Below are 25,138 nucleotides of genomic sequence, written 5' to 3' on the forward strand. Positions count from 1 at the left end.
CCAGAATGGCTTCCCTTTCAATACGTCCTGTCCGCTGTTTTCCACCAAGAATTCACCTTCATTTGAATTCGACATGGCCAAGACCAGGAGCGACCCATGCAGCGTCATCCTTCAATAGATGCTCCATTGAGCCCCGAGGCCTTGCAGGCCCGGTATGAATGCGCCCGAGACCTGGCAATGGAAGCTGCGCGTCGTGCCCTTGGCCCTTACAAGGAACGCGAAAGTTTAATCGTCAATCACAAGGGTGATCAGACGCAGGATCTGGTGAGTGTCGTCGATCAGGAGACCGAGGCCTTTATCAAGAAACGGCTGGCCGAATGCTTCCCGGACGACGGTTTTCTCGGCGAAGAAACCGGCGGGGCGACGCTTGATGCGCGCTGCATCTGGGTCGTCGACCCCATCGACGGTACTCGTTGTTTCGTCAACGGCCTGCACGCCTGGTGCGTATCCATTGGCCTGCTGGTGGATGGCGAGCCCATGGTCGGCGCCGTTGCTGACGCGATCCATGACGAGCTGTTTCACGCCTGTTCGGGGCAGGGCGCCTGGCTCAATGGGCAGCGGCTGAGGGTCAATACGGCGCCCGATATCCGCCACGGCGTGATGGGCGTCGGCACATCCCTGCGGCGCGGCAAAGAGCATTTCATTCCGTTCATTAGCCAGTTACTGGAACAAGGCGGCACCTTCATCCGCAATGGTTCGGGGGCGCTGATGGTGGCGTATGTCGCGGCGGGTCGACTGATCGGTTACTACGAGACCCATATCAACAGCTGGGATTGTCTGGCCGGGCTGGTATTGGTCAAAGAGGCGGGCGGCTTGCAAAACGACTTCCTGCGCAACCAGGGTTTGACCCAAGGCAACCCGCTGCTGGTTGCCAGTCCGCAGGTTTATCGGCAAGTGGCGGCGATGATCGGATCTTCGCTGGACGAGTGAATTGCCCAACAGATTTAGTTAGCGACCGGTTAGCTCGCGAATGACCGAGTTATCGTTCTTCGCGGGCAAGCCTCGCTCCAACGGTTCTGCACTTCCTTCAGATCGGTCCTACATTGCTGTGCGATTTATCATTCAATATAAAATAAGAGTCGCCGCCTTTATATCCTCTGCAAACTATTAACTTCATGCCCTGACCATTTTTCTCAGGGGTTTCTGAATGGTGAGTTGCCATTCAGAAATAGAGTGATCAATGCCGAATACGATTTACGGCGGCTGTGACTGTCCTCAGTGTCGAAACAAACGCAAGCGTCCGCTTCCGCTGACTGACGAGGAGTTACTGGAACTGCAACGCCAGCAACGGATACGCAAGGCCCGCGAACGCAAAGCAGCTGAGTTGGCCGAACTTGAAAAGAGAAAACCTGCGCCAATTCCGCCGCCCCCCGACAATCAACAATGCACGGTCACCAAGTCCATTAACGTCCCTAAGGGACACGCCTGTTATCCACCAGGCTCCGCGCATTTCGAAGGGCTCAATAAGTACGGCACTTATGCAGTGCTCAGCACCAGCGAAGCCATCACTGCGCAAGGTACGCCGCTTGAGCTGATTGACGGCTCGGTTGATGGACGGGCCCTAGCGAAGCAACTGGGCGGTGGAGCGCTGGCGCTGAGCAGGGTTTTGCCCGCCACTGCAACTGGCGGGACAGTGGCGGGCGGAACGGTTTTCTCAGCGGCGGTCGCCGGCACCATCGCCATGCTGTTGCCGAACAATTCGCTGGCATCTGACGCCGCGTTCTACAGTCGGGAGGACTTCGCCGATCTGACCGTCGCCAATACCGGCGTGCGGATCAACATCAAATACCTGCCCGAACAGTCGGTCACGGCGTTCGGCGTCTACACCGGCAACAATCCGCATTGGCGCAGCGTGCCGCTGATTGCCGCCACGGAGCAGGGCGAACAACTGGTTGCCGACCTGGGCGAAGGAATCGGCCTGATCTGGACCCCGGCCACCAGTACCCGCGACAAGCCGGCTATTCCCGCACTGGAAGGCGCGCCGCAACTGCCGGGTATTTACGTCTGGCCCGAAGCCAAACAGGCCGAACGGTTCTACGAACATCCCATCGCTCCGGAAGACTTTCGCGACTTCATCATCTGGTTTCCCACCAGACCGGAGATGTCGCCGATCTACCTGTCCGTCAGCCTGCGCGACGCGCCGGGCGTAGTGACGGGTCAAGGCGAGGATGTCGATGGGATCTGGCTGGCAGGTGCTGGGGAAGGTGAGGGAGTGCCGATTCCTGTGCGGATTGCGGATAAGTTTAGGGGGCGCAAGTACGCCAGCTTTGGTAATTTCAGGAATGCATTCTGGGAGGCCGTGCGGCGGGATGAAGAGTTGAAGAGCCAGTTTTTAGTGAGAAGCGAAAAAGGGAAGAAGAGTGCTTATGCCCCGGCGGCGCCTCACGAAGGACACGCAGGTCGGCGACGTTCATATGAAATTCATCATGTCCAATTAATAAAAAACGGTGGTGCCGTTTATGATATAGACAACTTACGAGTGATGACCCCTAGGAATCATATAAACTTACACAAGGTGAAGAAGTGAAAAATTTAAAGCCTAAGCTCGCTGATTATACCGAGCAGCAATTTATAGCTTTAATTCGTGAGCTAGATGGTGCTGATACTGAGCGCGAGCGAGATATATTGCTAGACCACTTTAATATCATCGTACCCCATCCTGCAGGTTCCGATCTTTTGTACTTCCCAGAGCCAGGGGCTGATTACTCTGATGAAGGGGTGGTTCGCACCATTCGAGAATGGTGCGCGGCAAACGATCATCCCGGTTTCAAATCCCCATATTGAGCATGCAGAAAATGGTTCATGGACAAGGAACAGAGAAGTGAAAAAAACGCCAAAAATGAAACTAGTATTTCTGAATATACTGAACTTCAGTTTATAGAATTTCTTAGGGAGATTCGTTTGGCAAATGAGATGGAATCGGATCGTGTTCTAGGCAAACTCTTGGACAGATTTTGCAAAATCGCCGAGCATCCCGATGGCACAGACTTGATCTACTATCCAAAAGCTGGTGCTGATAATTCGAATGAAGGCATTACTGAAACTATAAAACAATGGCGAGAAGCCAATGGGCTGCCCGGCTTCAAGCCGCGATTTTGAATGGTTATGAAGAAGCTAACGGCAGAAAATATTTCGGATTATACCGAGGCTCAGTTTGTCCGGCTTATAAAGCGGATTCTTATTGAGGACGCGTCTGAGACAGATGAGCTCGCAGACAAGCTGCTTTTGCATTTTCGTAAAATAGTCGGGCACCCTTCAGGGATGGATTTGATTTATCACCCCGAGCATGGCGCGGATGATTCGCCCGAAGGTATCACTGAGACGGTCAAGCAATGGCGAGAAGCCAACGGCCTGCCCGGTTTCAAAACCGCCGACCCAACCTGCACACCTCAAAAACAGGAGTCACCTGGCAAAATGGATATTCAGGAAATCCAGAAACTACTGATCAAGCCTGTCACCAAATTCACCACTAGTGGTTCCAGCGTTGCCCCTCAAAACGAAGAGAGCTGGATCGGAAAGGTATTTTTGTTCCGGGCTGACGAAGAGGTTCCCAGGAATGAGGCCGGCGTTGAATTGCGCCCTTATGCGCAGTTCTACCTGCCAAGTCTTCCATTCAATAGCCCGCATCTTGAGGGGATTAGCGTACTCACGCTGTTTGTAGCGGACCCGTTACCTGATGAACTTGAGCCAATGGGTAATAACTGGCTGATCAGGGAATACAAGGCAGAGGATGTGCTGGTGTACAAGGATCTTCCCGTCGCCGGTTCGACTATCAAACCCTCTCGCTTGAACGCTGAGTTGGTCGCCGATGACTTTCCGCTCTGGGATGGTGGCGGTATTCCGGGTTATCTCGCAGCAGAAATCTGTGAGCTGGAGGACGCTGGCAAGCTGGAAAGCTTTGACGATCTGGGCCGTCATATTTACGACCACAAGATTGGCGGATATCCGTCGTTCTGCCAGCCGGGCGTCGACCTGGGCGATGAATTCGAATTTGTATTGCAGCTGTCCAGTGACGCGGATATCAATCTGAATATCGTGGATTGTGGCAGCCTGATGTTTTGGAAACACAGGCACTCTGGCGAGTGGGTCATGTACTACGATTTTTACTGAATAGCCTGCTGAAGCCGGTTGGATCCATCCGGCTCCGGCCCCCACTGCTTAAACAAGGCCCGAATGTCTCGATCTGCTGTATGGTGCACCGTTACACCCAATAGGCCGCGTAGGTGACTGTTTTGCCGCGCCGGACTACGCTTCAGGTATCCACGCCGCATCTTGGCGGCACTCTCGTTTATTCATGCACGTCAAATTGGCCTCGGGTCGTTCAAAACTTGCTGTGGCCGGGCTGTATTGGCTTTACCGTTCGTATTGCCAATCGTATCGCGAGCACCGTCCGGCTGTTCCCTTCTGAAAGACCAGGAGTTTTGCAATGACCGACTACACGCAGGACGAGAGCCTGGATGCAGTGCACGAGCTTGAGCTTGAGGCTGCGCTGGCCGACTGCGCAAGTGAGCCGATCCGCATCCCTGGGGCCATTCAGCCACATGGCGTTTTGCTTACCCTCAGCGGCAAGCCGCTCTGTATCGAGCAGGTGAGCGCTAACTGTTCCAGGCTATTAGGCCTGGACAGCAGCGAGCTGTTAGGCAAAACCATGTCGATGCTGGTGTCGCCGCAACAGGCCGACCTCGTTGAAATGGCGTGTTCCGGGCCACGGCTGGGTGAAAGTGATCCGATTCGCCTGACCTTCGGCAATTCGGACTACACCGCTTCGCTGCACCGTAGCGATGAGGTGTTGATCATCGAGCTGGAGCCTTTCGTCGAATCTACCCAGGAACAGTCCAGGGTCATTGCCCGGGTGCTGCGCAACCTGCAGGCGGTCAACACGCTGGAGACCCTGTTCGATATCAGCGTGCATGAGATCCAGGCGCTGACCGGTTATGACCGGGTGATGATCTACCGCTTCGAACCCGAGGGCCATGGCAAAGTCGTGGCCGAGGCGCTGACCGGCAGTTTGCCCAGTTACCACGGTTTGAATTTTCCCGGTGCTGACATTCCCGCGCAGGCGCGGGAGTTGTATCGCCTGAACTGGATCAGGGTGATTCCTGACGCGACTTACACGCCCGTTCCGTTGGTGCCGTTGCTCAGGCCTGCGACGGGGCAACCGCTTGATATGGGCTTCTCGACCCTGCGCAGTGTTTCTCCGGTGCATTGCGAATACCTGAAGAACATGGGCGTGCGCTCGTCGATGAGCATTTCGTTGCTGGACAATGGCGAGCTTTGGGGGCTGGTTGCCTGTGGGCATCCCGAGCCGCTGCTGGTCCCGCGTGAAGTTCGTGATGCCTGCACCCTGATCGGCCAATTGTTATCGGTGAAAATCGCCGCGATTGTCGCCACCCAGATCCAGCGTGAGCGAGAAGAGAAAGTTGTCTTGCTCGGCGAGCTGGCGTCGGCCATGAGTCGTGCCGAGCGGGAAATTCTGGATGGGCTGGTGAGTCGGCCCGAGCTGCTTCAGTCCCTGACGCTGGCCGACGGTGCCGCCGTCTTGATTGAGGATCGCCTTCACCTGTTCGGAAACTGCCCGACTCAGGAACAGGTGCGAGCGCTCTACCTCTGGATTCGCGATGTCGGTCTGACGCAGAAAAAATTAAAAGAGCGCGCCATGGGTCTGCAAGGCCTGGGGGTTTTCCATTCCAACTCGATGCATCAGGACAATCCCGCCAGTGCTGCCTATCGAGACGTGGCAAGCGGGGTCATTGCCTTCATCCTGCCCAAGCCCATCGACAACGCCGTCATGTGGTTTCGCCCCCAGCTTACGTCCACGATGAACTGGAGCGGCAACCCGGCCCAGCACTTGAGCCCAAGTCCGGTGGGCTCTGCCAGCCATCGCCTGCATCCTCGGCAGTCGTTTGAACTCTGGGAAGAGCAAGTCACCGGGATCGCGCAGCCCTGGTCGCGGGGCGATCTGTATGCCGCCGAGGATATTCGTCGTTCGGCGCTGGAACACGATCTTGAACGCCAGGTGCATCGCGAACAGGAGGCGGTGCGCCTGCGCGACGAGTTGGTTGCAGTGGTTTCCCACGACCTGCGCAATCCCATGTCCATCATCATCATGCAGTGCGGCATGCTGCAACGCTGGGCGACCAGTGACGCCACGGTCGAGAACGGCCGCATCCGGCGTGCGTTGGGGACTATCGAAAAAGCCACCACCCGCATGAACAGCCTGCTTGAGGACTTGCTCGATACGGCGAAAATCGACACGGGCCGTTATCAGCTGTCCTGCCTGCCGCTGACGGTCACCAGTCTGTTGGAAGAAACCTGCAGCCTGCTCGTGACGCTGACGGCGGACAAGGACATTGAACTCAATTGCACCGCTGAACCGGGCCTGGTGATCGATGCCGATCCGGAGCGGATCTTTCAGGTGCTGTCCAATCTGGTGGGGAACGCAATCAAGTTCACGCCGGCGGGCGGTCAGATCAATATTGCCGTCGTCCGCGAAGGGGACGATGTGCTGTTCCGCGTGAGTGACACTGGCATCGGCATACCCGCAGAAGACCTGCCTTATATTTTTCAGCGCTACTGGTCGGTGAAAAAGGGCAATCCCCATGGCAACGGTTTGGGGCTGTACATTTCCCAAGGCATCATTGCCGCACATGGTGGCCAGTTACAGGTACAGAGCGGGCCGGGGCCGGGAAGTGTTTTCACCTTCAACCTGCGCGCTTATGCAGGGCAGGCCAGTGCTGGCGAGGCGACTTTTCTGAAGCAAAGCGGCACTGCGCAACGCCTGGCGCAGTCGATTTCCTCCCGGCTGGAACGCCAACAGCAGCAGGACAGCACCGCACGCGCGGCACTGCTCAACGAGCTGAATCATCGGGTCAAGAACACCCTGGCGACCGTGCAGGCGATTGCTTCGCTCACCGCCAGCAGTTCTGACTCCTTGTCGTCATTTCGTAAAAGCTTCGATGCCCGGTTGTTTGCCTTGAGCCAGGCACACGATGCGCTCGCCCAGGCCGAATGGATGTCCAGCCAGCTCGCGGATCTGATCGCCCAGCTACAGGCCACGCGTCCCGGCACAAACCAGATCAGGTTCGAAGGCACTCAAGTTACTCTGGAGCCCAGAACATCGCTGACCCTTTCAATGGTGCTCCACGAGTTAATGGCCAATGCGTTGCAGCATGGAGCCCTGAAGTCGCCCAGCGGCTACGTCACCGTTATCGCCACGCTGAATGCCGCCGACAACCCGCAGTCGCTGAAAATCGACTGGGTTGAAACAGGTGGGCCGGCTATCACTGCCAGCGCAGTCAAAGGCTTTGGTTTCCAACTGATCCACCGCAGTATCGAGCGAGAACTGCAAGGCAAGGTGCAGATGAACTTCCCGGAATCAGGGCTGCATTGTTCGATGCATATTCCATGGCTTGAAATGCCGACAAGCGCACTATGACGTCTGCAGTCGCGTTGCCTCAGGTATTCATTGTCGAGGACGAGACAATGCTGGCGATGCTCATCGAGGCGATGCTCGATGATCTCGGTTACGCAACGGCATTCCACGCCAGCACCCTCGCCGACGGCTTGCAGTACGCAGTCACCGGGCAATACGACCTGGCCATCCTCGACATCAACATCATCGGCGGCACCTCTTTTCCCATCGCCGAAGCGATTGCCGGACGTGGCATACCTTTCGTGTTTTGTTCAGGATACGGCCGCGTCGGCATACCCGAGGTCTGGGCCGAACGGCATTGCATCGCCAAGCCTTTTGGGGAAGAGCAATTGGGTGAGGCGTTGAGGGGGTTGCTTTGTCCCGGAACGAAAGCCGGGTAAAGCTGAGGACGGTTACGATTAACCAGGCAACAGTCCAAGGGCCTTTGCCCTCATGCGGGACAAGGCATACACCGTGCGTGTTCGCGGTATTGATGCCTCCGCCAGATCAGCCACCGCTATCAGCGTTCCCAGGATTGCCTCGATTTCGACGGGCTTGTGTCCCTCAACGTCTTGCAGCATCGACGTTTTGACCTTTCCTAGTTTGCGCGTGATCGCAATTCGCTGCTGCGGGTCAATGTCGGGGGAGATGTCCAGCTGGCGCCCAAGCTCAAGTAGCTCCCCCATCATTACAGTGAACAAAGCGCTGAGGAATGCATCATCGATCATCTCATCGGTCGAGCAGCCGACCAGCAAGCTGACAGGGTTGAAGCATGCGTTCCCCAACAGCTTTAACCATATTTCCTCACGTATGTTTTCGTGGCCACGAGCGTCAAAACCGGCCTCAAGAAAAACGTCAGTCATCATTGACACGCGACTGCTGCTGCCACCACCGGGTTCGCCGAAAACAATTTTGCTTCCAGACATATGCCGGATGACGCCGGGGCTTATTACCGTACAAGACGGGAATACAACACAGCCAATGATCGCATCCGTAGGGATATGCTTTTCAACCAGGCCTTCTGGGTCCACGGCCTTCAAGCGGGTACCTGACAACGCCGCAGTGGATTTCAGGAAATACCACCAGGGAAGCCCATTGATCGCGGGTACGACGATGGTCTGTGGGCCGATTAACGCCTTCGCCTCTTGCACGGCTGCTGGCAATGCCGGCACCTTGACGGCAAATATCACCACGTCTTGAACCCCCAGTTCCTCGGGGGCCGATGTCGCGAAAAGTGGCGCGATCACTAGATCGTTGCCGGTGTGAAGTTGCAGTCCTTGCTCGCGTATGGCATTCAGCGTCGCGCCACGAGCGACAACGCTGACGTGATGGCCAGCGGCAAACAGCTTGCACGCCAGAAATCCGCCGATGGCTCCTGCACCCACAACGGTAATTTTCATCATCATGCATCGGCCTCTTTCAGCTCTGTCGCGCGGTTTCAGCGAACCGTGGTGGCATCCGATTATTGTGCCCGTCAGGCGTCGGTCAGCAATATCAGCTGATCTCTATTGAGTAATCTGCGGGAACATGACTTTACGGGCGTCAGCATCCATCTCGGTCTTGTAACTGTGTTGAGTCTTGAGCGCTTCGGCACGCTGGGCAGCTGGCCGCGCATTGATTTCATCGAGCAGGCGTTTGACGTTCGGCAGTTTTTCCCAAGCGCCCTCGCCGAGAATGAACGGCACCATGCGCGCCCAGCCCCACACCGCCATATCCACAAACGTGTACTCATTGCCAAGCATGTAGGGTCTGCTGGCCAGGCGCTCGTTGATAATTGACCAGTGACGCCAGGCTTCGTGGGTGTAGCGGGTCACGGCGTAGTCTTTTGGTTCAGGAGCGTAGTGCTTGAAATGCACCGCCTGACCAGAGTAGGGGCCGATACCTGTAGCAACGAACATCAGCCAGGAATACATTTCACCGCGTGCGGTCAGGCTGTCGGCCGGCAGGAATTTCCCGGTCTTTTCGGCCAGATAAAGCAGCATGGCGTTGCTGTCGAACACGATGGCATCGCCATCCACCAGAGCGGGAGTCTTGGCGTTCGGGTTGATCTTGAGGAACGCCGGATCGTGCTGCTCGCCCTTGCGCGTATCGACTGGAATGAGCTCATACGGGACGCCCGCTTCCTCCAGAAAGAGTGCAATCTTTGCGGGGTTGGGAGACGGGTGATAGTAGAACTTGATCATGTTGACTCCTGGCTTTGATTGTCAGTGAACATCTGAATGAACCAAGGGCGGTAACCCCAGGCTGTTGAGTGCCACATCGATAGCGTCGGTGACGCATGCCGGGTCCGGATTGACTCGCGCCAACACTCGAACGCCCAGCAATACGCTGAGCAAATGATTCGCGCCCTGAGTCGCATCGATACCTGCGGCGCCGTCTGCTTGGTCGCTGAAAGCATGCAAACGGTCTCGAAAAAAACGGCGAATTGTCTCGAGTTCAGCGGCCACGGCCTTGCGCAGGTCGGGATCCTCTGCGGTCATTTCCAGGGCGGAATTCACCAGCAAACAACCACGATGAAGTGGGTCGTTCAGCGTGCGGTCCAGCACTTCCGCAAAAAATCCGCTGATGGCCATTCCTGCGTGCGGCAACCCCTCCAGACGCTGGATGCGGGCGCGCACGCTGCACTCCAGATAGTGCTCAAGGGAGCGCCGATAAAGGCTGCGCTTGTCGCCGAAGGCGTTGTAAAGACTGGGCTGGTTAAGGCCCGTGCACTTGACCAGATCTCTGGTCGAAGTGCCCTCAAATCCCCGAACCCAAAACGCATCCACGGCGGCGGTCAGGATTTCTGCTTCATCAAATGTGCGCGGGCGGGCCATGATCGGATGGTGCTCTGTCGGTGTGACGCCGAACATAACACAGGGTTTTGTATCGATCGACACAAAATAATTCTCTCAGCCAAACAGCATCAGGCAATCTCCCCGCAGCATCGAGCTACGCAACCCGCCCACACGCACGCTAGCTTTACCCCAACAACCCCAACAACCCCACCGGGTGAACAATCATGCGCAGGCCTGCAAAACCACTTCATCGCCTTCAAGCCATCGCTCTGCTTTCCGCACTGTTAACCACCACAACATGGGCCACGGAGAAAAATGCTCAGCACTCCAACACCGAGCTGGTCCGCCAATCGTTTGTTAACTGGCAGCAAGGCAAAGGCACGACATTCGATCTGCTGGCACCGGATGCAGTGTGGACGGTCGCAGGGTCAAGTCCGGTTTCCGGTGTTTATAAAAGCAAACAGGCATTGCTGGAGCAGGCGGTGAAGCCAATCAGCGCGCGACTGGCAAGCCCAATCAAACCCACGGTGCAAAGCATCGTTGCCGAGGGCGATGTAGTTGTCGTGCTCTGGAACGGCGAGGCAACGGCACTTGATCAGCAGCCGTACAGAAATAATTACCTGTGGCACATGACCTTCAAAGATGGCCGGATTACTGAAGTCAAAGCGTTTCTGGACACCTACGTGCTGAATGATTTGATGGAGCGGGTGAAGCCGGGGATTTGAAGGGGGGTGTGGTCGCTGGCGCGTGATTTGAGCGTGCTGCAAGTGGCGTGGCTGGGTGGCCTTTTCCAGTGGTATTCGGGGAGGATGGCGGGAGGGGTAGGTGCTGAGAAGTCGGTGAGGGGTGGGGTGGTTCACAGGACTATGGACGAGTTTTTAGCGAATTTCTAAATCCTAGATGCAGGGAAGCCCTCGTCGGGCGGCTTTCTTGTGGGCCGGGGTAATCTGAATTGGCATCCTATGGCATTGATTATTTAAGATAAATTTATTTTTTAGTTTTGATTGGAATACCAACTGGAATACCCCACGAGATATCCACGCTCTGGTCTGGCGCTTGTAATCGATTTTACGCCTTTGCTTCTCATCTTTGATTAGGGGGTGATCTTCCTGCCGCTCTCGGGATACAGGTTGCGCATGATAGGAGGCTGAAGGTGGTGAACGGCAGAACCCGGCCAAAAGCGGACTCTCAGTAGAACCCCCGCCAAACTAATGATATTCCTACATTCTTGTTATTCTTGATCAGTTTGTACGTAGCGCGGGCCGTGTGAGCGCTCGCATGATGTTGCTATCGAGGCACGCCTTGAAAGCAGCCGCCCCCCGATTCGGAAGACGGAGAACATATTAGGTGGACACTATGGATGGCCAAAACCAGGAGCGAGTTTCAAGCCCAGCTGCCACCGGGGGCGCAGGCATTTACTTCGAGCAGCACGTTCAGGCTTATTGGCTGGCGCAACTGCTCGTCCGCAGCATCCCACCAATACTGACTGATAGAGGTGTTGCAGAGGTCCACTTTCAGACAGAGCATCTTGGTTTCAACACAGATGACTTCCTCGTCGTCTGCGAGCGGGAAGGTGAAGCACCGGCACAACTTGTTGGGCAAGTGAAGCGCGGCCTCACGATCAGTGCTGCCGACGATGAGTGCAAAAAAGCTGTTGGAGACTTCTGGAAAGACTTCAAGAAAGCCGACCCTTTCAACCCCCAGTACGATCGCTTTGTCCTCGTCACTCTACGTGGCACGAACACACTCCTCGAAAACTTCTCTGGGCTGCTCGACTGCGCCAGGGGGGCCGCTGATGGCAAAGAATTCCAGCGGCGACTGTCTCTCAACGGATTCATCTCTAAGAAGTCAGTCTCCCAGTGCAATGAACTATGCACGATTGTAAGCGCACTGGAAGACACGCCCGTCACTGCCGAATATCTGTGGCCCTTCTTGTGCGTGTTACACGTCCTGAGCCTCGATCTGCACACATCGACCCGTCAGACCGAAGCACATATCAAAACACTGCTCGCTCTCAAGTCCACTGACTCAGATCCGCTCGCAAGCGCGACTGCAGCCTGGAACAGGCTTCTGTCCTTTACCAGCGACGCCAATCCAGCCGCTCGAAGCCTGAAACGCACTGACCTTCCAGATTCTCTTGTCCTTTCATACAGCGAAGTGGGAACGCACGAGAGGCACGTACTGACAGCCCTGCGAAACCATACGGATTTCGTCCTGAGGAAAATCCGCAAAACGATTGGACCAACCTTACACCTGCAGCGCGCTGGGATTATTCAGAAAGTTCTTGAAGCCCTCGAAACGAAGCAAGTAGTCCTGATCACGGGGCCAGCTGGTAGCGGCAAGTCGGTCATTGGCAAGGAAGCAGTGTCTTTCCTTTCCCGCGAATTCTTCGCCTTTGGCTTCCGGGTTGAGGAGTTCGCCGTCGCCCATATTGATGAAACCCTGCACAACAGTCAGATTCCTGCACGCGCCACGGAGCTACAGGCCATTCTCGGAGCGCAGGACCGCAAAGTACTCGTCATCGAGAGCGTCGAACGCCTGCTCGAAAAACCCACACGCGACGCCTTCAGTGATCTGATGACCCTTGCTCAGGGAGACAACGGTCTCGGTATCGTCATGACCTGTCGCGACTATTCCGTGGAGCAGGTACAGGCCAGCTTCCTTCTACCTGCAGGAATTGATCACGCTGTCATCGAGGTACCAACACTCGACGACTCCGAACTAGAAGAGATTCAGACAGCGTTTCCATCAATGACGATCCCGCTGGGCAATCCAGCTCTGCGCAAGATCCTGCGCAACCCGTACTTTATCGACAAGGCACGCCAGATTCCCTGGGATGCAGGACGTCCACTTCCAGAAAGCGAGCGGGATTTTCGGGCTGTTTTTTGGCGGCAGATCGTACGTGCGGATCACAACCCCGCCAACGGCATGCCGCGTCTGCGCGAAGAGGCTTTGCAGGAGCTGGCTGTACGCCGGGCGCGTGCCCTTTCAGATCATGTATCCGCTTCTGGACTCGACCCGGTAGCCATCACTCTGCTGAAACAGGACTCCCTCGTTGTTTCTCCGGACGGGAAGCCCCTGCTCGTTGCGACGGCGCACGACGTACTTGAAGACTGGGCCATTCTGCAATGGATAGAGGAGCAGCACCTCACGGATGAAATGGCATTCAAGGCGCTCTCCTCCGCGATTGGTCCGCATCCCGCACTGCGCCGCTCTTACCGGAAGTGGGTTGCCGAACTGGTCGACCGCGATGAGCCTGCTGCAGACCGGATCTTCCGAGCAGCCATCACGCAAGCAGATGCTCCCGCTCAATTCCGCGACGACACGCTGGTTTCGCTTTTGAAGGCACCGTCTGCCCCCGAATTTCTGGCGCGGCACGAGGCTGATTTGCTCGCCAATGACCGCGCCGTACTCAAGCGGGTAATCCACCTACTGCGGGTTGCCTGCATGACATCGCCTGCCTGGCTTGTCGGCGTGCGCGGCCATAGTTCGATCCTGAACGTGCCGGACGGCGTGGTCTGGGCGACCGTGGCAGGGCTTGTTCATCGCAACATTGGCAGTTTTGGTTCGGAAGATTCTCCACTGCTACTTGCATTGATCGAGGATGCCGTACGCGGCGTCAGTTGGTGGGCACCGGACATCGAAGGAGCCGAACAGATCGCCGGGATTGCTCATTGGCTCCTCCCGCGCGTTGACAGCTACAGAAGGGGCGATGCACGTAAACGCGTTCTCAAGGTCATTGCCAAGATTCCGAAGGCCAACCCTGTTCGCTTCGAAGCTGTTATGCGCGGACAGATCAGGGACGGCTGGAATCACGACCCCGTCGCCGAAGAGTTCCGCGACATTATTCTTGCGGGTCTCGACGGCGCACCTGCGGCCCGCGACCTGCCGGATCTTTTGGTCTCCATCGCACTAGATAACTTTCTCGCCACGGAGGAGTACCTGAGCGAGAAACCCTTTGGCCGTTCATCCCTCGACATTGAGCTTTACTTCGGCATCAAGGAACACCTAAGCCGCCATTCTCTCCCTGCCAGTGCGTTTCGAGGACCATGGGTCAACCTGCTCACGCGCCATCCGGGAAAGGGCCTCGATTTCCTAGTACAAGTCTTCAATCACAGTGCCGAGTGGTACGCGCATCCACGCCTTGGTGACCGACTGGAACCCGCTTGGGAAGTCGAGTTGACGCTCGCAGATGGGCTAGTGCGGAAACAATGGGTAAACCCGCGGCTCTGGGGGATGTACCGAGGCTTGGGCGTCAGCCCTTATGTGCTCCAGTCGCTGCTGATGGCTCTCGAGAAATGGCTGCTCGACTATGCCAAATCCCACCCTGAGGGATTGGACACCGTGCTGCTTGGGATCCTGCACCGCAGCGATTCCGCAGCACTCGCAGCTGTCGTTGCAAGCGTGGCAACCGCCCATCCTCACCAATCCGGGGAGGCTCTTCTAGCACTGCTTTCTGTGCAAGACTACATCCTTATCGACCGCAGTCGCATGGCCAGCGAGCACCAGACTTCCATGCTTGCGGGAATGTTCCCTACCCTGCACACCGAGGACAAAATCTACGAAGAGGAAAGGAAGCAGTCGAACGAGCTACCGCATCGTCAACATGACCTAGAAGTAGCTATCGCAAACCTGCAATTCGGCTCTCTTGCCCCAAGGGTTCACGCTATCATCGACAAGCACCTGGCTGAACTGGCTGCATTGGATAAGCGCAAAGAAGATGACCTCATATGGCAACTTGCCCTTCATCGGATGGACTTGCGCCAGTATGTCGTATCTGAAGCCCAGCCAGCATTGGCCGCGACATCCACAGTGGACAGCGAAAAGCCAACGAAGAGCTACATCAGTCTGGAACCCAAACCCGCGGCCCCGGAAGTGCAGCAATTCATTGAGGAGAGCGCAAAAGACACGGAAGAAACGAATGCCCGGCTAGGCATCTACAACTGGGGACTCCAGATCTTCCAATACAAACTTGGCTCTGCTGAACCGGCACAATGGAGGGAGATACTGTCAGGTGCGCAGGAGATGGACCGCACCAATGAATACCCGGAAAGCAGCCGAAATGCCCCCGGCTTCGCCGCTGCGGTCTGCGTCCGCGATCACTGGGAGGAGATGTCACCGAAAGAGCAGGACTGGTGCATTGATGTCATCTGCTCGGAAATCTCTAGGCACGCGGACGCATGGGGAACTATAAACCGAATGCAGAGGTTCTCGATGCAGGCAGATCGTCCGTGTGCTTTTGTGGTCCCGCTGCTTCTATCCAAGCCCCTGACCCAAAGCCAAACAACGCGCGTGCGCCTGGCCTTTATCACTGCAATAACCCACCCGATTGACGAAGTCCGTTGGTATGCCGCCAGGGGCATTGACGACCAGTTCTGGACAGCAAATCCCGCTCTCGCCCTCCTCACTGTCAATGCTATTTCTACAGAGGCCTCTATTTCCAATTGTTATTGGACAGCCGAAGAGAAGAAGCGTCACGACAAGCGGAACCCGCTGGAAGCAATCGTCGCTGCCGCAGCCTCAGCGGTTCGCAAGCGTTTCTGGACTGACGGAGCCATCGCCGAAGATGCGCACATCCGACTCGAAATCACCGAGACATTCGGTGCTGAGGCGTTCGCAAAAGTCCTCGTGATTCTCGGCCAGGCCCCCAACGAACCTCTTGCTGTGGCTGTGTACAGACGCGCCAGTGAATACTTGGTCGACTGCTGGAACCGCGAGTACGGCCGCTCTAACGGTCGGCGTGACCGAAACTTCGAAAGTGAACAGTCGATATCCTACTGCGTGCAAGAATTTGTCATGCGTGTGGCAGATGTCGATGCGGCACAAGTCCTGCTGCCCATCCTGGATGCGGTTGACAGGCATCCACGCGAAATCCATAGCGTCGTCCAAGGATTAACCAGCAGCGAGGATCGCAACCCCAACACCAAGCAGTACTGGTTTTTGTGGAACCTGTTGGCCGAGAGGGTCAAGCACGCCAAGTGGCTTGCCCATCTGGAAAATGAGCATCCATACGGCAGTGAGGTACTCTCGACGATCTTCCTGACCTCGTATTGGAAGGACGATGTCCGGCACTGGCGGAGCCTGGAAGGCTACGCCCATAACGTCGACTCGCTGTTCAATGCTCTGCCGCCGGTCTCGATAGTACTGGACAGCTACGCCCGTTTTCTCTACTACATAGGCGAGCGCTCCATGCCAACAGCTTTTGTACACATCGCAAATGCGCTCAGACTGGGAAATAACGCCGACATGCTGCGCGAGTCCAACACCGTTTTCATACTCGAAAGCCTACTCCAGCGGCATGTCTACTCACGCCCGCTAGAACTCAAGCGTGATCCCACACTGCGCGAGGCGATTCTGTATGTGCTCGACGTGCTTGTCGAAAGCGGCTCATCCGCAGCGTTCAGAATGCGGGACGACTTCGTAACACCGGCTACCTGACGCTCTCTATTTTTTGCCAAGGAACTGGCTGACAGGTGAGTCGCCACGAATTCCCTAGACAGCCGATGACCGCTTCTGGCCGGTTAGCGACGGTCTGACTTCGACCGTCGCTATACATGGTCAACCTCAGTCTGTTCCGCCATTTCCAGGGCGTCATCGACCTCAATCCCCAGGTATCGCACAGTGCTCTCCAGCTTCGTATGCCGAGCAGCAACTGAACCGCCCGCAGGTTCTTCGTCCTGCGATAGATCAGTATGCTTTCGTACGTCTCATTGTGTGCGTGCCATACATCGCTGGATCAAGGCTTACGGCTTTCACCCAGCCTTTGACGATACGAGCGTATTGACGAGTAGATAGATGGTCTGAAGTATGCAGTCGGCTAGGAAAAAGGCAGTCCTCGCTGTGTAGCTGGGCCCGGTGTATCCAGGCCGCGAGAGCAGACCGTGTTTGCTCAGTGATCTCAAACTGCACAGGCCGCTGCGTTTTCTGCTGCATCACCATGGCTCGTGATGATACGTGCTCGCCATGAGCGACATCGCGCACGTGGAGCTTGGTTAAGTCGCAGGCTCGAAGCTTGCTGTCGATGGCCAGATCGAAGAAAGCCAGATATCGGGTTCTTTCCGCAACAGAGCAGCGGTCGCTAACCGGCCAGGAGCGGACAGTCGCTGTCTACGAAATCCAGGGCGATTCAGCGCGGAAAATAATACTTGTTATCATTTGAGAGCTGTGCAACCCCATCGTACTAATAGCGGGTTCGTCGGAAGATCCCTGTGTAAGAGGTGTCCAAGTGAGGCTGCCATGTGCGGTACTCAAATATGCGGATATGATGGGGCCAGCAAACACCTCCTGCCATAATTAAGCTAACAGCGAAAGGAATCGGCATGCCCCGCATCAACATTGAGAAGCTGCTGCATGAAGTCGAAATTGACAAGGTAGCTGAGCGGTTGGGAATGGAGCTGCGAAATGAGTCAGCCACGCGAAAGCTTGCGTTATGCCCATTCCATAGCGATAAGACTCCCTCTCTTCTAATAGATACGAGTAGAGATAAATCTCCGCAGCATTTTCACTGTTTTGCTTGTGGTGAGCATGGAGATGCGATTGATCTGGTGAGAGGTGTTCTTAATCTAGACTTCAAAGGGGCGGTGGAATGGCTCTCACCAAGTTACTCTAGTATTTCTATCCGAAAGGAGAGCGGGCGTAAGGATCTGAAGGTTGAGCAGTCAGAGACCCCAGGGCTAGAGCTTGCGTACAAGCTTTATAAAGTAAGCAATGATAAAGAGCGTCTAGCCACATGGGCTTCTAGTCGAAGTTTGGACTTGGCTGCATTAGAAAAAGCAGGTTTTTTGTACGCACACAAAAACTCCCTCTCTAAACAGATATCGATTACAAAGCCGGCTGCAACTCAGCGAGAGTTGGCTGGAGCATTAGAAGAAGCGAGCCTCATTCGTAAACTTCTTCCTAGTGTAGGTACTATAAATTACCATCTGAATTTGCAGTCCAGCCAAGATATCCGTTACGCGGATTTTTTTACTGGGGATCGTATTGTATTTCCGATAAGAGACGAGCAAAAAAAGCTGTTGGGTCTCGCGGGGCGTGCTTTAGATGATCAAACACCAAAATATTTATTTTCAAAGAGTTTCCCGAAATCTAAGACGCTATTTCGTATAGAACAAGCCGCAAGTTCTATACGAAAGTCGGCTAAAGAAGGTAAAAAAGATCTTCGCTTGTATGTTTGTGAGGGTTTTCTTGATGCGCTGAAGCTGGAAAGTATAGGGCTGCCTGCAATAGCAGTAATGGGTATATCGCTCAGCAAAGAGCAAGTGCAAATTATCAAGGGAATAAGCGACTCTCTGCCTTCAAAGGTTGCATCTTTAACAATCTGCATTTGCTTTGATCGTGATGAGGCAGGACTAAGGGGCGCTTCCGAAACCGCGCTTAAATTGCTAAGTGCTAATCTCGATGTGCTATTTATTTGGCCGACGGCCACTCAGATTAAGGGGGTTGGAGGCTCGACTCGCACTAAAGATCCGGATGAGTATCTTTCTGGATTGTCTGCGCAGAATGCGCTACTTCTTCTAAAAGACTCCACATACGAAAGTGGTATAGCGGTATTCGCAAATCAATTTGGGGTTGATGCTGACGACCTCTTGGAGGCACATCGTTGGGATAATGCCTCTCGCTCTAGAAAATATAGAGCGTTCGAGAAAGCGCGAACGGAGCTTCGAAAAATTGTTGGCAACACCCCTGAAAAAATAAAAAAGCTTATCGAAGGTAATCAAAAAGGCACCTCTGTAGCTGCAATGGAGGAATGGCTGCAATTTCTCAACGTCGATGTGGCAACTGAAACCGCGGTATCGGAGTGTTATCTAACCAATTCTGATGCCCGGCTAAACCATGCCAGACTACTCGCGTATATGGGGTCGCGGAGAGGTGAGCTTCCTTGTGACGAGTCAAAGTGGGAACGGCTAGATGTCGCTGCCAGTGCATTCAACATACTGCTTCATGAACGACTGTCTAATGAATTGAGTGAACCTATTGGTCCATTCGAGGCTGTTTGGGTCCCTCGATCTTTTGGTTCAGATGAACCAAGGCTTAAGGTCATGCCTCAGCCCGAGGACTTAATAGTTCATCAGTACGTGTTGAATGAATTATTGACGGAGCGTTGGGATGCATCCGCTCTGGGGGGGACGAACTTCAGCCATTGCATTCCTGCAGTGCGTTACTACCGTGAAGAACGAAAAACAGTAACTACCGGTCTGTCTAACGATTTGAAGCCGTTGGTTCTATCAGATCAGACATTGAGTTTCGCCTATCAGATTGATATGGAAGTCATTGAGGGCAGGCAGCCCGCCACGGATCAGGGGATGTTTCGTCCATTCCTAGACTGTTGGCGCGACTTTATGCAGTCTCTTAATAAGCAAGCCAAAGAAATAAAGTACGTATACGCTATTCGCCTCGATGTGAGTCGATACTATGACCGTATACGTCGACATGTTGTTAGGGATAGCATTCAGCCACATATTGAAAAAGCACTGGAGTCTGTAGCGGGAAATGCACCAGCATTCGCAGAGTTACTGAAAGCTCAAGCAGAAATGGGGCAGGCTGCTGATAAAGCTGCAAGTGTTGTCGAGCAGTTGTGTGATATGGTTTTTGGTTATCCATATCTACGTCCAGATAATGGGCGAATCACTCGTTCAGACCCACTGCGAGGCATCCCTCAGGGCCCTGTGATCTCTGCGTGGTTAGGGTCTGTTGCACTATTTCCCGTGGATCTTGCAGCACTCGAGTTGATGAAGAAATACAATGTAAATGAGGAGACTCATCTAGGTTACGCAAGGTACGTTGATGACATTATATTATTGGCTAGTAGCGCTGAGTTGTTGGAAGAGCTACGAGAGGTAGTAGACCTAAAGACACGGGCTTTAGATTTGGCATTGGTAGCCAAGGCCGACGCAATTCCTCCGATGACAGCGGAGGAGTTTTCTGATTATGCGAATCAAGGACGTGCGTTGGAGGCGTCGGGCCCCGCCTGGGAGCCGCCTTTAGCGGGTGATGGTGAAACAGGATGGGAGTTTTGGTCAGGTGCTCCTCCATCGGACAGACAGTCAGCTCTGCACCTATTATCGAACTGGGAAATATACAGGAGCTCAACAGATGTTGTTTTGCAAACTGTAAAGACATCGTTCTTAGCAATGGATTTGCGATCAAGCGAACTTGCAAAAGGTGCTAGGTTGCTTTGGTATGCTGTAGCATCTAAATTATCTGTTGTAGATTCGGAATCAGATTCGATTGCGGATAAAGCATGGAAGCTATATGAGAAGTATTGGAAAGAGTGTACTGAGGACGCAGGGTGGGTCTTAGACTCCGATAGTTTTGGGTGGGAAGCCCCAAGCCTGTTCGCGTTAGAAGGGCTGGAAAAGCTTATTGACCATAAAAATAGCCTTCAGCTAGGTTTGAGTGCGTCAGAAAATGCTCTTCGGCAAAAGCGAATTTCTTATTTGGCAAAGGTCGTGCTTGAGGAAGGATTTAGACAGAATGTTCTAACTAACGACTCAAAGCTCAAGTATCAACTAGAAAAAAGGTTGGATCTGCTAGAGTGGAAGGCGGCGAAATCTTGTGGGGTGCCAGTACGTAGAACTAAGACCTATGCAGAGCGGTCTATGTATGTACGCTCCTGGCTGCCTTTTGACTGGTTTCATGCGGCCGTAGAACAACTGATGTTGGCAAATCGATGTTCTGAATCTGACCCATTAAGCTCGTATGTGACGCAATATAAAGCTTTGTCGAGAAGCGTAGGGGAAGATAATAATGAATCATATAAATTTTACCGATATTTCCTACCTTCGGACGGAAATCCAGATGATCTAGAGTTTTTCGCTAAATCAGGGACAAAGTATTTTGGTTTGGCTTTACAAGTCTTGGTTGCATTGATTCCGAGAGAGAGCATTATTAGTTTGCTCTCTAAGAGAGTTTGCTTGTTAAGTTCTCTGGGAGCAGGCGGTAAACTCCTAATAATGCCTCCTCTTCCCGGTGTTAATCAAAGGCGAATGGTTGCGTGTAAAGTAGATGAAGGTACTACTGAAAATTTATGTAGTGTAAATTCATTTGAGTTTTATGACGCATTTTCTAAGGAGAATAGTCAATCTGATCTGGTTTTTTTTGGCGCTGAAAATGGAGTGGTTATAGCCGCGGTGCCTGAATGGGTTGTGGAGGAAAGCCCTAGCTCAGCATTGCTTAAAAAAGCTTCAGATTTACCAGTGGGTCTTAATCTATTTTTATTAGACAAACCACCGTCAGGAAAGTTTATCGTAAATGCCAGCGTGTTGAGACAGGCTGCAAATCTCTACAGGTCGTTAGTTTTGATGATGGCTGAGTACGAAAGGCAAAATGAAGGCCTGGAGTTGATTCCGGCCTGGCCCTATATAGCGATTAACACGCCTGGTCAAGCTTCCTATCTTATATGCGAGGGCGTGCCAAAAGGAGAGGTGGGTAATAGAGCTTTTGTGAGAGATGGCGGCCGGGCATTGAGGACTATAGAGGTTCCAATCTATGAGGCTCAGCTATGGCGTGCTGGTGTAGCTCTAAGTGATTACTTAGGATTTCATGATGATATAGCCAAGTTTAGCTCATCCGAGTCAGAGGTGCCTTTAGATGAGGCAACGCTCGCAGAACCTTCTCATTACGTTTTGAGAAGCCAACTTCGAAAGCTGAGAGGGGCGTTTGCCAACTCACAAATTGGGCGACGCATAATACCTCACAGTTTTCTTCCAGCTAGCGTTGAAAGAGCTCTTGAGTTATTAGAAAAATTTCCGGATACAACTGATAACCCCCTTTTACAATTGATGCATCTTCTCGCAACGGAAACTGAAACAGCGGGGATGTGGGTTCGCTATGAGAAGAATGTTGATTTAACAGAGTTAACTATATTTCTTCGGGCAGTTGCCGATAGAGTTTTGAGCAAATTACCTTTGAGCATTGGCGAGGTCTTAGCCACTGCTCCAACTGCAACAATTGGGTTGCGACGGGATTTGGTGGGGATCTTAACGTTCACTAGAAGCTTGTGGTCAGTGGACCAAAACGCTCAGATTTCTCCATTATTCGCATGGAGAACACTTCGAGCAGGAGCAGTAAGCTCCGGTATCGCTGTTGCTTTGCAGGGTATTCTTGCCTCGCTCAGAAGCCATGGTGGATTTGCAAGATACGAGGGGTTTGATTTTCCCGTCGAGTGGGAGATTCCGCCCGCCAGCGTAGCTGTGGCGGATTCCGGGAGAACGGATACAAACATTGATGACAATATAAGTCTTCTGGATTTATTACGTTTGCTTGTCACGCATTTGGGTTACCGGATGAGGTTGGCAGATGATGGCAGCCCACAAATATCATCATGTATTAGCAGCGCAATAGAAACAATCGCTGTAGCACTCGCAAGTATAAGTGTTAAAGATTTAATTGAGCCAGAGTCGACTGATTGGCCTTTCTTCGATGTTACAGAAAAGGCTCTTGATGTTCTTAATCTTGAGTTGCTAGAAACCGTCTGTAATATGGTTAAAGACTTGGATTTTGAGCTTGGTCTTAATGTGGTTCTGGTTATGGAGCAAGCTTATGGTTTCAATGCGCAAACCAAGCGCTTTACAGACTCTAGGGGACTTGCTTGGGATATAAAGCCTTGGATGATCTCGCAATATCCGTTGCGAGCTCGACATGTAGAGGAAAGCTTTGACTCTGATCGAAGAGTAGTTCGTGTATGGACAGAGGTTTACGATAGGAGTAGTGATCGACTGCTTTCGATTTCTGTTCTTGGTGAGCCATTTGCATCCATTGCGCTGTTAAAAACGTCTGCAAATACTTCTGAAGATAATAGTGTTGTAGCAAAGGTCGGTAGTGATGAAGTTATCCCGGTAGCGGAAGTAGGGCAAGATACGCCTGTGGAGGTAGAAGACGCTGAACCTCAAAAAGATATTTTTTCTCTGGAAGCGGGTGAAAATATCGATTCAAATGATCAATCTACCGATAATCGCTCCCCGGACTTTGCTGAAAAAACTGAAGATAGACCCGTTGAAGTGGTACTTAGTGAGGCGACAATTAAAGCACGGGCAAGCTCTTTCAAGTTAAGTCAGAAGGGGGCTTGGAGCGATCGAAAGGATAGTAAGAATTTAGGGCATGTGCGTGTTGCGTTTGTTCAGTGGGATCATCAAGAGCTAAGTTATGCTCATCCGATGGTTGAAGCTACGCCAAAGAAATGGCCTTTTAGTCCTGGCTGTAAATCCACAGTAATTAAAAAGTTAAGATATCTAAAAGACTCTCCTTACGGTTCCCTTTTAAGCGCCACTGATGCAACTGGATTAAATCATCTTTGGAGAGAGAAGAAGATTTTGTTGCCAAGTTGGGTGGAGCACCGTCGTCGTAGGCTACTACGTAGTGTTGTGGATGCCTGTGAATCTTTTGGTGTGGATTTGTTAATCTTGCCGGAGTACTCGGTGCGTCCGGAAACAGTCAGATGGTTGAAGGATAAGTGTTTACCTGGAAAAACAGTTGCTGTGCTAGCCGGAACTTACTTGGAGTTTGATTCTGAATCGATACTTCCTGCCAAAAGCGCGACTCTTAATCTTTTATGGCCTGTTCCGAAAGATATACGCGAATACCTGAGGCCCTCTGAAGTTCGAGGCGGTCTGAGTGTGGATTCTGCAAATGATGAAATTAGCCAAGGTATTGTTCTAAATTTAAGTCGGCCAAAAAAATATAGGTCGGTTGCTCTGAACGAGTTTATACGGCCTGGAACACAACCCTTGGCGCCATTGTTTGTTCCTGGAAAAATAGTAGATAAATTACGTCTTGACTGGGAAATAAGTATTGAGGGCGTAGTGAAGTTGCTCGCGTACTCTGGTTTGCCTTTGGCGAATTTTATGGAGTTGATTTGTTCTGAGATATTTCTTTTTACGAGTCCCACGAATATTCCTGAGATGGCGAGGGACTACGCAGCTATGTGTTCGAGGTTTGGACTTGGAGTGTCTGAGGGTGATGTATGGGAGGATCTTAAGGGGCTTTCTAATTGGCTGTCAGTTTGTTCAAAAAACGGTGGGGTTGGCTCTCGAAGGTCGATCATGATTGTTCCAGCTGCCACAACGCGTACCGCTGACTACTGGATAGCAGGTCAGGCTGGCCTGTTAGCAGCTGGTACAACGACCGTCTTCATCAACGGTGTCGGTTCAGGCTTGAAAGGCGGCAGTTGCTTTATCGGGCGAGAGAGTTGGAAAAACGGAGGGGGAACACATGGGTACATCGAAAGCTTAACTCCATATCATGGTTGGTCGAAAGGTATTTATTACAATAGTAAGGACGACCCATTGAGTGACGGGGATCAGGCGTTGGTTATTGCGGACATTGACCCCCATAATATGCTTGAAGGCAAACCTCGCCCTCAGATGCTTCCTGTTCCTTTACAGTTGGTTGCCTATTTACCAATTGCAGAAACTGTCGATGAGAAAACACTAGATCGTAGGTTGTGCGCAGCGATTCCCTCCAACGGCGAGTTATCCGATCCAGGTAATGTAGCGCGAGAGCTTTCAGGGAAGCTAAGAAGCCGAGGTTTATTTTGGCAGACTATTGCGCAAGGTATAAATAATATAGATATTAAATTTTTCGAGGGATTTAGTAAGAATTTTTCTGATGAAAAAACAATACAAGAAAGAGCAAAGTCGTTTTTCAATAACGGTTATCAACAGCCGTTTTCATCTGTGGAAAAGCAAGATCTGCTATCTTCACCTGCGTTTTATGATTGGATAGATGCAGATATGACTTTGCGAGAAGGTGAGGAGTTACCGTTTATCTCAGTTCCTTCTTGGATCGAAGAATAGTAAAGATTGGAACGAGTGTTGGTGCTTTTATATGATAAACCGCCTACTCAGTATTTTTCCTCGCTGCGTTAATGCCCCGATATCTGATACAGAGCGCCGAGGGTGTAGAGTGATCACGGTATGTCCGCTTCTGGCCGGTTGCTGCCCCTCACAACCGG

Annotated in this window: 13 protein-coding genes and 1 pseudogene; 10 read left to right on the forward strand and 4 right to left on the reverse strand. The window is 52.9% G+C overall.

The window, feature by feature from the left end; translation table 11 throughout:
- Positions 1–96: 96 nt before the first annotated feature.
- The 7 genes from CFII64_RS22455 (at position 97) to CFII64_RS22490 (ending at position 7,812) form a co-directional block, all read left to right on the forward strand.
- The gene (locus tag CFII64_RS22455) at positions 97–930 is read left to right on the forward strand and encodes an inositol monophosphatase (protein ID WP_052026655.1); all 834 of its coding nucleotides are present in this window, start codon (positions 97–99) and stop codon (positions 928–930) included.
- Between the two features lie 250 nt (positions 931–1,180).
- The gene (locus tag CFII64_RS22460; RefSeq protein ID WP_020293147.1) at positions 1,181–2,527 is read left to right on the forward strand and encodes an S-type pyocin domain-containing protein; all 1,347 of its coding nucleotides are present in this window, start codon (positions 1,181–1,183) and stop codon (positions 2,525–2,527) included.
- Positions 2,524–2,784: a bacteriocin immunity protein gene (locus CFII64_RS22465; RefSeq protein ID WP_020293148.1), complete on the forward strand. Its 261-nt coding sequence runs from the start codon at positions 2,524–2,526 to the stop codon at positions 2,782–2,784. Before CFII64_RS22460 ends, CFII64_RS22465 begins: the two co-directional genes overlap by 4 nt.
- Before the next feature lie 18 nt (positions 2,785–2,802).
- Positions 2,803–3,099 (forward strand): bacteriocin immunity protein, encoded by a 297-nt coding sequence (locus tag CFII64_RS22470; protein ID WP_020293149.1) that lies wholly within the window; start codon positions 2,803–2,805, stop codon positions 3,097–3,099.
- 6 nt (positions 3,100–3,105) lie between these two features.
- On the forward strand, positions 3,106–4,110 hold the full coding sequence (locus tag CFII64_RS22480) for a bacteriocin immunity protein (protein ID WP_084488302.1): 1,005 nt from the start codon (positions 3,106–3,108) through the stop codon (positions 4,108–4,110).
- 316 nt (positions 4,111–4,426) lie between these two features.
- On the forward strand, positions 4,427–7,435 hold the full coding sequence (locus CFII64_RS22485; protein WP_020293151.1) for an ATP-binding protein: 3,009 nt from the start codon (positions 4,427–4,429) through the stop codon (positions 7,433–7,435).
- On the forward strand, positions 7,432–7,812 hold the full coding sequence (locus CFII64_RS22490; protein WP_020293152.1) for a response regulator: 381 nt from the start codon (positions 7,432–7,434) through the stop codon (positions 7,810–7,812). The genes CFII64_RS22485 and CFII64_RS22490 overlap by 4 nt, the downstream gene beginning before the upstream one ends.
- An 18-nt stretch (positions 7,813–7,830) precedes the next feature.
- Here CFII64_RS22490 and CFII64_RS22495 read toward each other — a convergent pair whose 3' ends face one another.
- The 3 genes from CFII64_RS22495 to CFII64_RS22505 form a co-directional block, all read right to left on the reverse strand.
- Positions 7,831–8,817 carry a 2-dehydropantoate 2-reductase gene (locus CFII64_RS22495; protein ID WP_020293153.1) on the reverse strand — a complete coding sequence of 329 codons (987 nt, stop codon included), beginning with the start codon at positions 8,815–8,817 and terminating at the stop codon, positions 7,831–7,833.
- A gap of 99 nt (positions 8,818–8,916) precedes the next feature.
- On the reverse strand, positions 8,917–9,594 hold the full coding sequence (locus CFII64_RS22500; protein ID WP_020293154.1) for a glutathione S-transferase family protein: 678 nt from the start codon (positions 9,592–9,594) through the stop codon (positions 8,917–8,919).
- Positions 9,595–9,615: 21 nt separating this feature from the next.
- Entirely contained in the window at positions 9,616–10,290 is a 675-nt protein-coding gene (locus CFII64_RS22505) for a TetR/AcrR family transcriptional regulator (protein WP_256208157.1), read from the reverse strand.
- 122 nt (positions 10,291–10,412) lie between these two features.
- On the opposite strand from CFII64_RS22505, the gene CFII64_RS22510 reads away from it, so the two are divergent.
- Complete coding sequence (locus CFII64_RS22510; protein WP_020293156.1) at positions 10,413–10,913, forward strand: nuclear transport factor 2 family protein; 501 nt, start codon at positions 10,413–10,415, stop codon at positions 10,911–10,913.
- Between the two features lie 631 nt (positions 10,914–11,544).
- Entirely contained in the window at positions 11,545–16,626 is a 5,082-nt protein-coding gene (locus tag CFII64_RS22515; protein ID WP_020293158.1) for a hypothetical protein, read from the forward strand.
- Between the two features lie 110 nt (positions 16,627–16,736).
- On the opposite strand, the pseudogene CFII64_RS29475 reads toward CFII64_RS22515, so the two are convergent.
- Positions 16,737–17,232: pseudogene (locus tag CFII64_RS29475) on the reverse strand (tyrosine-type recombinase/integrase).
- A 275-nt stretch (positions 17,233–17,507) separates the two neighbouring features.
- Here CFII64_RS29475 and CFII64_RS22520 point away from each other — a divergent pair.
- Complete coding sequence (locus CFII64_RS22520; RefSeq protein WP_020293159.1) at positions 17,508–24,980, forward strand: CHC2 zinc finger domain-containing protein; 7,473 nt, start codon at positions 17,508–17,510, stop codon at positions 24,978–24,980.
- Positions 24,981–25,138 lie beyond the last annotated feature (158 nt).

Origin of the sequence: Pseudomonas sp. CFII64, from assembly GCF_000416235.1 — a bacterium.
GTDB lineage: Bacteria > Pseudomonadota > Gammaproteobacteria > Pseudomonadales > Pseudomonadaceae > Aquipseudomonas.